Source organism: Streptomyces sp. BV286, assembly GCF_019090165.1.
In the GTDB taxonomy this organism is placed as follows: Bacteria; Actinomycetota; Actinomycetes; order Streptomycetales; family Streptomycetaceae; genus Streptomyces.
On sequence record NZ_JAHRIB010000208.1, the window covers coordinates 64,259 to 72,443 of the forward strand.

General features: G+C 67.4%; 8 protein-coding genes. All 8 read right to left on the bottom strand.

Going from position 1 to position 8,185, the window contains the following annotated elements; translation table 11 throughout:
* Positions 1-205 precede the first annotated feature (205 nt).
* The 8 genes from KUF83_RS39185 to KUF83_RS39220 all read right to left on the bottom strand — a co-directional run bounded on the left by KUF83_RS39185 (position 206) and on the right by KUF83_RS39220 (position 8,001).
* The gene (locus tag KUF83_RS39185) at positions 206-679 is read right to left on the bottom strand and encodes a bifunctional nuclease family protein (protein WP_217459876.1); all 474 of its coding nucleotides are present in this window, start codon (positions 677-679) and stop codon (positions 206-208) included.
* 86 nt (positions 680-765) lie between these two features.
* Positions 766-1,500, bottom strand: a complete 735-nt coding sequence (locus KUF83_RS39190) for a MerR family transcriptional regulator (RefSeq protein ID WP_217459877.1) — start codon at positions 1,498-1,500, stop codon at positions 766-768.
* Between the two features lie 43 nt (positions 1,501-1,543).
* Positions 1,544-2,512, bottom strand: coding sequence for an FHA domain-containing protein (locus KUF83_RS39195; RefSeq protein WP_217459878.1), 969 nt, complete (start codon positions 2,510-2,512; stop codon positions 1,544-1,546).
* A 61-nt stretch (positions 2,513-2,573) separates the two neighbouring features.
* Positions 2,574-3,455, bottom strand: a complete 882-nt coding sequence (locus KUF83_RS39200; RefSeq protein WP_217459879.1) for a DUF881 domain-containing protein — start codon at positions 3,453-3,455, stop codon at positions 2,574-2,576.
* 5 nt (positions 3,456-3,460) lie between these two features.
* The gene (locus KUF83_RS39205; RefSeq protein ID WP_046587749.1) at positions 3,461-3,793 is read right to left on the bottom strand and encodes a small basic family protein; all 333 of its coding nucleotides are present in this window, start codon (positions 3,791-3,793) and stop codon (positions 3,461-3,463) included.
* The gene (locus KUF83_RS39210) at positions 3,790-4,692 is read right to left on the bottom strand and encodes a DUF881 domain-containing protein (RefSeq protein WP_217459880.1); all 903 of its coding nucleotides are present in this window, start codon (positions 4,690-4,692) and stop codon (positions 3,790-3,792) included. Before KUF83_RS39210 ends, KUF83_RS39205 begins: the two co-directional genes overlap by 4 nt.
* Before the next feature lie 92 nt (positions 4,693-4,784).
* Positions 4,785-7,280: a mannose-1-phosphate guanyltransferase gene (locus KUF83_RS39215; RefSeq protein WP_217459881.1), complete on the bottom strand. Its 2,496-nt coding sequence runs from the start codon at positions 7,278-7,280 to the stop codon at positions 4,785-4,787.
* Between the two features lie 112 nt (positions 7,281-7,392).
* Positions 7,393-8,001 (bottom strand): CDP-alcohol phosphatidyltransferase family protein, encoded by a 609-nt coding sequence (locus KUF83_RS39220; protein WP_217459882.1) that lies wholly within the window; start codon positions 7,999-8,001, stop codon positions 7,393-7,395.
* Between the last annotated feature and the right edge of the window lie 184 nt (positions 8,002-8,185).

Genomic DNA, 8,185 nt, shown 5'->3' on the forward strand with positions numbered 1-8,185 from the left:
CGTCCTTGACCTGCCTTCTCGACGGTAGGCAGTCACCAGGGGCGCGTCAACGATCGCCACACTCGGCACGCCGGGTGATAATCACCCTGAGAGTGGTTTCCCGTGCCCCACCGCGGGGAAAGGCTAGCCGAATGCGCTCGGAACGGACGCCGCACGGCCTGTCGTCCGACCGCCCCGGAGGGTCACCGCCGGACGTCCGCGCCGGTCACTGACTGTTGGTACCGAAGTCCTCGGGCGAGATCTGGTCGAGGAACTCGCGGAACTTCTCCACCTCGTCCTCCTGCTCGTCCGGGATCGCGATGCCGGCGTCGTCCAGGACCCCGTCGCTGCCGTAGATGGGCGTCCCGGTGCGCAGAGCGAGAGCTATGGCGTCCGACGGCCGGGCACTGACCTCGACACCGCTGGCGAACACCAGCTCCGCGTAGAAGACGCCCTCCCGCAGATCCGTGATGCGCACTTCGGTCAGCTCCTGGCCGACGGCGTCCAGCACGTCCTTGAACAGGTCGTGGGTCAGCGGTCGCGCGGGAGCCATGCCCTGCTGCGCGAAGGCGATCGCCGTCGCCTCCCCCGGCCCGATCCAGATGGGGAGGTAACGGTCGCCTCCCACTTCACGCAGGAGCACGATCGGTTGGTTGGAGGGCATTTCGACCCGGACACCTACGACGTCGAGCTCGTTCACACAGCAACCCTAGGCCGTGCCCGGCACCTTTGGGTAGTCGGGCACGGAATGGGTGCCCCATCCCACGTTCCGCGCGGGCCCTCGGTTCAGGGCAGCCGCACTCCGAGCGCGGACTGGACCAGCGCGGCATGCAGCCTCACCGCGAGTCCCGCCAGCTCCTTGGTGCGCTCCTGCGCGTGTGCCCTGGTCTGCGGGTTGCGATGGAGCCGCAGGGGGGCCACGACCTGGTCCACGAGACCGGCCTCCCGGTCGGCGGCGGCCTTCACGGCGCGCAGGTGCCGTGGCTCGATCCCGAACCTCCCGAGTTCCTGGACCAGTCCGGCCACGGTGACCGCCTCGGCGTCGTACACGCCGTCCAACAGCGGAGTGATGAGTCCGTACGACTCCCACTCGTCGAGCTCCTGCTCATCGATCTCGGCTGCGGCCAGCAGCTCGGCCCGCCCGATCCGGGCCACCGTGGGCCCCTCGGGCTCGCTCAGGGCCTCACCGTCGCGCTGACGCCCCACGGACGGCAACGGCACGGCCTCGCCGCGCTCCATGGCGTCCAGGTGCTCGCGGATCACCTTGAGGGGCAGATAGTGGTCCCGCTGCATTCTCAGGACGTGGCCGAGACGCTCGACGTCGTCCGGGCTGAACTTCCGGTACCCCGACGGTGTCCGCTGCGGCTCGATGAGCCCCTCGGACTCCAGAAAACGGATCTTGGAGACGGTGACCTCGGGGAACTCGTCACGCAGCACGTTCAGTACCGTGCCGATGCTCATCAGCCCGTTGTCCGCGGCGGCGGCGCCGTGTCCGGCACCGCCGCTCGGTGTTCGAAGCATGGACCTTCCCTGGGGGTCTCCCCGGACAAAGTCTGGGGGAGGGTCAGATGCCCCGCTGGCTCGCGTAGAAGACCAGCCGGTACTTGCCGATCTGCACCTCGTCACCGTTCGACAGAGGGACCCGGTCGATCCGCTCCCGGTTGACGTACGTGCCGTTGAGGCTGCCGACGTCCGCCACCGTGAACGAGCCGTCGGGCTCACGGCGGAACTCCACATGGCGGCGCGACACGGTCACGTCGTCCAGGAAGATGTCACTCTGCGGATGACGGCCCGCGGTGGTCAGCTCGCCGTCCAGCAGGAAGCGACTGCCCGAATTGGGCCCCCGCCGCACCACCAGGAGCGCCGAGCCGAGCGGCAGCGCGTCGACCGCGGCCTGCGCCTCGGGCGAGAGCATCGGCATCTGTGTCTGGCCGGTCACCTCGGCGTCGTAGGCCTCGAGACCCGAGATGGAGATCGTCGAGGTGGTCTCCGACGGACGCTCCGGAGTCGCCCCCGCCCGCAGCGGCGCGCCACAGTTCGAGCAGAAGCGGCTCGCTTCCGCGTTGCGGTTACCGCACCTCGTACACACCAGGGCCGACATGGACGGATCCTCCTGCCGCGGCTGCCCCGCCGGGGCATTGGACGCGTACGGGTCGGAGCCGAATCCGCCACCCGTACCCGAGGCTGACGGGTCCCCGAAACCTATGCGTCCCGACTGGGCAGGGTCAACAGACGGCGCGCCCTGACCACCGGAAATGTCACCGCCCGGCCCACCGACCTGGTCCCGGAACAGCGGGCGGTCTCCCTGCTCCTCGGCGTCCGAGGGGCGTGCACGGTGCCGGGCAGTGGCGTTGTCGCTGCCCTCTCGTGCGCTCTTGCCGAACAACTTCCCAAACAACTTCACGGGCGATTCCCCTTGACCGAAACAGACCCGCCCGTGGGGCAGGACGAACCCTGATTGCACACACCGGTCGAGCCGGACACCCTCACAACGTCCGTATCCACCAGACAGTTTCCACCACGCACCACCCATTCGGTGCGTCGACCCCCCGCAACCTCATGCCCTCGCGGAGCGGCCTCCAAGCACCCCCGGTTCACTGGGAGGACGACCGAGCGTAGTCAGGCCGCTTCGCCGGTCGCAAGGCGTCCACGACGATCTTGTCCGAGCGCTCCACCGTCACAGTGGCCTGCTCCTTCTCCAAAGTCTGCACCACTCCGCCAGGGATGTTGAGCGCCGGTTCGAGGTCCTGCGGCTTGCCGATGACCTTGAAACGATAGGGAGAGCTGATCTTGTTCCCGTCCACGGCGACTCCCCCGCTCACGTCCGTCAGATAGGTGCCGGCGACGACCCGTACGCCATTGACCTGGATCGCCTCGGCGCCGGCCGCGCGCAGCTCCTGAACCGCGTCGAGCAGCATGTCGGACTCGACCGTCCCCTTCGCGTCGGCGATCGTCAGCGTGATGCCGGGACCCTGTGCCGCCACGGTGCCCGCCAGAATGCCGAGTTGCTTCTCCTTCTCGACGGTCTGCTTGCGGGCCTCCTCGGCCTGGTCCGAGCTGTTCTCCAGCTCGGTCCGCTGGTCCTCGAGCCCCTGCTTCTCCTCTTCCAGACGCTGCGTACGGTCATCCAGTTCATCGAGGATGCGCACGAGATCCTCCTGCCGGGCGCCGCGCAGGGCGCCGTCGCTGTCGCTGTTGGACGCGACCTGGACGGCGAGGCCGAAGCCCAGACCGAACAGCAGGAGGGCCACGATGAGTTGCGCGCGGGACACCCGCGGCGGCCACAGGCCCTTCACCAGCCGCTGACGGCCGGTGACGGCGGCAGGTCCACCCTGTTCGGGCTGGACCTCCGGCGTCGCGGGCTCCTCCGCCTCGTCCAAAGGCGCGGTCTCCGGGACCTCGGCCGGCACTTCTTCGGGCAGTTCCTTGCGCAGAGGGCTCTCGGGGGTGCCCGGCGTTTCGTCCTTGCTGCTCATCGGCCTCACGCCCGGAAGACGTGCCGACGGATCGCCGCGGCGTTGGAGAAGATACGGATACCGAGGACGACCACCACGCCGGTGGACAACTGTGCGCCCACGCCCAACTTGTCGCCCAGGAAGACGATCAGTGCGGCCACGACCACGTTCGACAGGAACGACACCACGAAGACCTTGTCGTCGAAGATGCCGTCGAGCATCGCCCGCAGACCTCCGAACACGGCGTCGAGCGCCGCGACGACGGCGATCGGAAGATAGGGCTCGACCATCGCCGGAACCTCGGGCCGGACCAACAATCCAGCCACGACTCCCACGACGAGGCCCAGTACCGCGATCACGATGTGCCTTTCTCTGTGCTCGGCTCTGCTGTTCGTACGATCACACTCGGTGCTGCGGGCAGCCGGATCTCGTCCTCGACGGAGATACTGGTCCGGATCCCGAAGTTCTTCTCCAGGGCGTGCAGATACTGCCCGTCGCCACTGTTCTGGAACGTGGTGCTCAACTTCCGGCCGTCCCCCACCGCCAGCACCGTGTACGGCGGCACCAGCGGCTTGTTGTCGACCAGTATCGCGTCGCCCGCGGCCCTGATCGCGGACAGCGCCGTGAGCCGCTGACCGTTGATCGTGATGGCCTCCGCGCCCGACGCCCACAGTCCGTTGATGACGCGCTGCATGTCACGGTCGCGTACGCGTCCGGTGTCGGAGAAGCCCGATGTCTCGCGGGCGTCCCCGTCCCCGCTCTGGTCGGCTTCCTTGGCATCGTCCACGACGAGTTTGACGCCGGGGCCGTGCACTTCGACCGCGCCCGCCAGGATGCCCACCAGCTCGCCCTGGTCACCACCGTGTTTCTTCAGCGCCTCGCGCTGCCGGGCGCCCACGTCGTCGCGGAGCTTGTCGATGCCGTCTTCGAGGTCTTCGGCCGCCGACGTCTCGCGGTCGATGCGGTCGATGAGTTCCTCGCGCTCCTTGGCGACGCCAGGGGCCGCTATCCGCGCCTGAGCCGCGCCCACGGTCACCACGAGGGCCGCGAGCACCAGACCGGCCGCGAGACCGAGCTTCGCCCGCAGCGTCTTGGGCATTCCACCCGTGCCGTCGGCCTTCTTGCGCTCGGCCGCCTCGGCGTACCCGTCGTCGAGGCTGTGGTCCATGACGTTGGTGAGCAGCGACATGGACGCGTCCGGGCGCGAGGGGCGCGTGGGGGTGCTCCGAACGGGGGGCTGCTGCGGCATGCCGCACATCGTCGCACGTCGCGGCCAGTACCTCCGAATGGCCCCACCGACGCGCCGGACGGGCCCCTTTGGGGGCGCCGTCCGGCACGCGCGCGTGCTGCTCAGCGACCGGCGCTGTCCACCACGGACGACCACTCGTCGAGCAACGCCTGCGCCGACGCGTCGTCCGGGCCTTCGGCCCACAGGTGGGTGACGGCCTCCGCGGGATCGGGAAGGACCATCACCCAGCGTCCGTCGGTCTCCACGACGCGAACGCCGTCGGTCGTGTCGACGAACCTGTCACCGGCCGCTTCCACGACGCGCCGCATCACAAGCCCCTTGACCGCCCAGGGGGTCGCGAGATCCCGCTTGATGACGTGCGCCCGCGGAATCCGTGCGTCGATCTGGCTGAGAGTGAGCTGCGTCCGCGCCACCAGTCCGATGAGCCGGACGAAGGCCGCGGCGCCGTCGAACACGGAGCTGAACTCCGGCACGATGTAACCGCCGCGCCCGTCGCCGCCGAAGATCGTCGACTCCTCGCGCCCGACGCGTGTCAGATCGTCCGGAGACGTCGTCGTCCAGTCGACCTGCGTCCCGTGGTACGCCGCCACCTGCTCGGCGATCCTCGTGGTGGTCACCGGCAACGCCACACGTCCGCTGCGCCGTTCGGCGGCCACCAGGTCGAGCATGACGAGCAGCGCCCGGTCGTCCTCGATGATCCGGCCCTTCTCGTCGACGAGCGACAGCCGCTCGCCCACCGGGTCGAACCGCACCCCGAACGCGGCCCGCGCGGAGGCCACGATCTCTCCGAGCCGCACCATCCCCGAACGGCGGGCGTCCGCTGTCTCCGTGGGCCGCGACTCGTCCAGTCCCGGGTTGATGGTCAGCGAATCGACGCCGAGCTTGCCCAGCAGGCTGGGCAGGACCAGGCCGGCGCTGCCGTTCGACGCGTCCACGACCACCTTGAGCCCGGAGTCGGCGATCCCGGTCGTGTCGACGTTCCTGAGCAGCGAGCCCGTGTACGAGTCGAAGACGCTGGCCGGGAAGTGCAGATCCCCGATCTCACCGGGGAAGGCACGCCGGTACTCCTGCCGCGCGAACACCCGGTCGAGCTTCCGCTGGCTTCCCTGCGACAGGTCCGCCCCGCGCCCGTCGAAGAACATGATGTCGACGGAGTCGGGAACTCCGGGCGTCGTACGGATCATGATGCCGCCGGCACTGCCCCGCGCGGTCTGCTGCCGAGCCACCGGCAGCGGTACGTTCTCCAGGTCCCGCACGTCGATGGCGCTGGCCTGCAGAGCCGAGATGACCGCCCGCTTGAGCGCGCGGGCACCTCGGGAGTGGTCGCGGGCCGTGGTGACGGTGGAGCCCTTTTTGAGCGTGGTCGCGTACGCCCCCGCCAGGCGGACGGCCAGCTCGGGTGTGATCTCCACGTTGAGGATCCCGGTCACGCCACGGGCTCCGAAGAGATGGGCCTGCCCCCGGGACTCCCAGATGACCGACGTATTGACGAAGGCGCCGGCCTCGATCGTCTTGAACGGGTATACCCGTACGTTGCCCTGCACGATCGATTCTTCGCCGACGAGGCACTCGTCCCCGATGACGGCACCGTCTTCGATCCGCGCGGCCCGCATGATGTCGGTGTTCTTTCCGATGACACAGCCGCGCAGGTTGCTGTGCTGGCCGATGTACACGTTGTCGTGCAGCACAGCCTTGTGCAGGAACGCCCCGGTCTTGACGACGACGTTGGAGCCCACCACGGTGTGCTCCCGGATTTCGGCGTCCGCCTCGACCTTGGCGTAGTCCCCGATGTAGAGCGGGCCTCGCAGCACCGCGTCGGGATGGACTTCGGCACCCTCGGCGACCCAGACACCGGGCGAGATCTCGAAGCCGTCCAGTTCGACGTCGACCTTGCCCTCCAGGACATCGGCCTGAGCCTTCACATAACTCTCGTGAGTGCCTACGTCCTCCCAGTACCCCTCGGCGATGTAGCCGTAGATCGGCTTGCCCTCCTTCATCAGCTGAGGGAAGACGTCACCGGACCAGTCGACAGAGGTATCAGCCTCGACATAGTCGAATACTTCGGGCTCCATGACATAGATGCCCGTATTGACGGTGTCGGAGAAGACCTGGCCCCAGGTCGGCTTTTCAAGAAAGCGCTCGACCTTGCCCTCTTCGTCCACGATGGTGATGCCGAATTCAAGAGGATTGGGGACTCGGGTCAAACAGACGGTGACCAGACCGCCCTTTTCCTTGTGAAAATTGATCAGGTCAGTGAGATCGAAGTCGGTCAGAGCATCACCGGAGATCACGAGGAAGGTGTCGTCCTTCAGTGCCTCCTCGGCGTTCTTGACACTGCCGGCAGTACCGAGTGGCTTCTCCTCGTTGGCATAGGTGAGCTCCATACCGAGCTCTTCACCGTCACCGAAGTAGTTCTTGACCAACGAGGCCAGGAACTGGACAGTGACGACGGTTTCGTTGAGCCCATGCCGCTTGAGCAGCCGTAGCACGTGCTCCATGATCGGGCGATTGGCCACGGGCAGGAGCGGCTTGGGCATGCTTGAGGTCATGGGGCGAAGGCGTGTGCCTTCACCTCCGGCCATCACGACGGCCTTCATGTCGGAAGCGTCCTCCTTGAAGAGACGGTCTAGCCGACTTCACCCGTCAGATTGTCCCGCACATTCTCGTCGCGGGCCATCAGAGACCTCTACGGCCACCCATTGGGCGAGCTCAGTCGGCCATGGTGTCCGCACGGACAAGGCGGCGGACCTGAACCACGTACAGGATCCCTGCCCACCAGTACAGAGTTGTACCCCATCCGGCGAACGCCCATCCGAAAATAGCAGCGAGTGATGCGAGCCATCCACTTCCGTCACTGAGCAGCAGCAACGGGAAGGCGTACATCAGGTTGAACGTGGCTGCCTTCCCAAGGAAGTTCACCTGAGGTGGCGGATAGCCGTGCCGCCGGAGGATGCCCACCATCACGAGCAGAACCATCTCCCGCGCGAGCAGGACGGCGGTCAGCCACAGTGGCAGAATCTCGCGCCAGGTGAGCCCGAGCAGGGTCGACAGAATGTAGAGCCGGTCGGCCGCGGGGTCCAGCAGACGGCCGAGGCTGCTGATCTGGTTCCAGCGCCGAGCGAGCTTGCCGTCCAGATAGTCGCTGATACCGCTCAACATGAGCACCAGCAGTGCCCATCCGTCGCTCTGGGGGCCGCCGAACTCCGGCCTGAGGATCAGCCACAGGAAGAGCGGTACGCCGGCCAGGCGCGCCATGCTGAGGATGTTCGGGATGGTGAGGACCCGGTCTGTCTGGACGCGGGTCTCCTGAACCTCCACCCGGGAGCCTCCTGTGGGAACGTGCCAACGATGCTCACTGACCTTACCCTCAGCCGTGCACCCACATCGCGGAGGGGTTCCGGTGATCTCCCCTGAACGCAAAATAGCCCCCGCACCGGAGTGCGGGGGCTATCAGCAATATAAGTTCGGCGGCGTCCTACTCTCCCACAGGGTCCCCCCTGCA

What these genes read in the sequence shown, in the direction of transcription:
- KUF83_RS39210 (WP_217459880.1), bottom strand. Translation starts at nt 4,692, where the DNA reads ATGTGCGGCATGCCGCAGCAGCCCCCCGTTCGGAGCACCCCCACGCGC.
- KUF83_RS39190 (WP_217459877.1), bottom strand. Translation starts at nt 1,500, where the DNA reads ATGCTTCGAACACCGAGCGGCGGTGCCGGACACGGCGCCGCCGCCGCG.
- KUF83_RS39215 (WP_217459881.1), bottom strand. Translation starts at nt 7,280, where the DNA reads ATGAAGGCCGTCGTGATGGCCGGAGGTGAAGGCACACGCCTTCGCCCC.
- KUF83_RS39200 (WP_217459879.1), bottom strand. Translation starts at nt 3,455, where the DNA reads ATGAGCAGCAAGGACGAAACGCCGGGCACCCCCGAGAGCCCTCTGCGC.
- KUF83_RS39195 (WP_217459878.1), bottom strand. Translation starts at nt 2,512, where the DNA reads ATGGGTGGTGCGTGGTGGAAACTGTCTGGTGGATACGGACGTTGTGAG.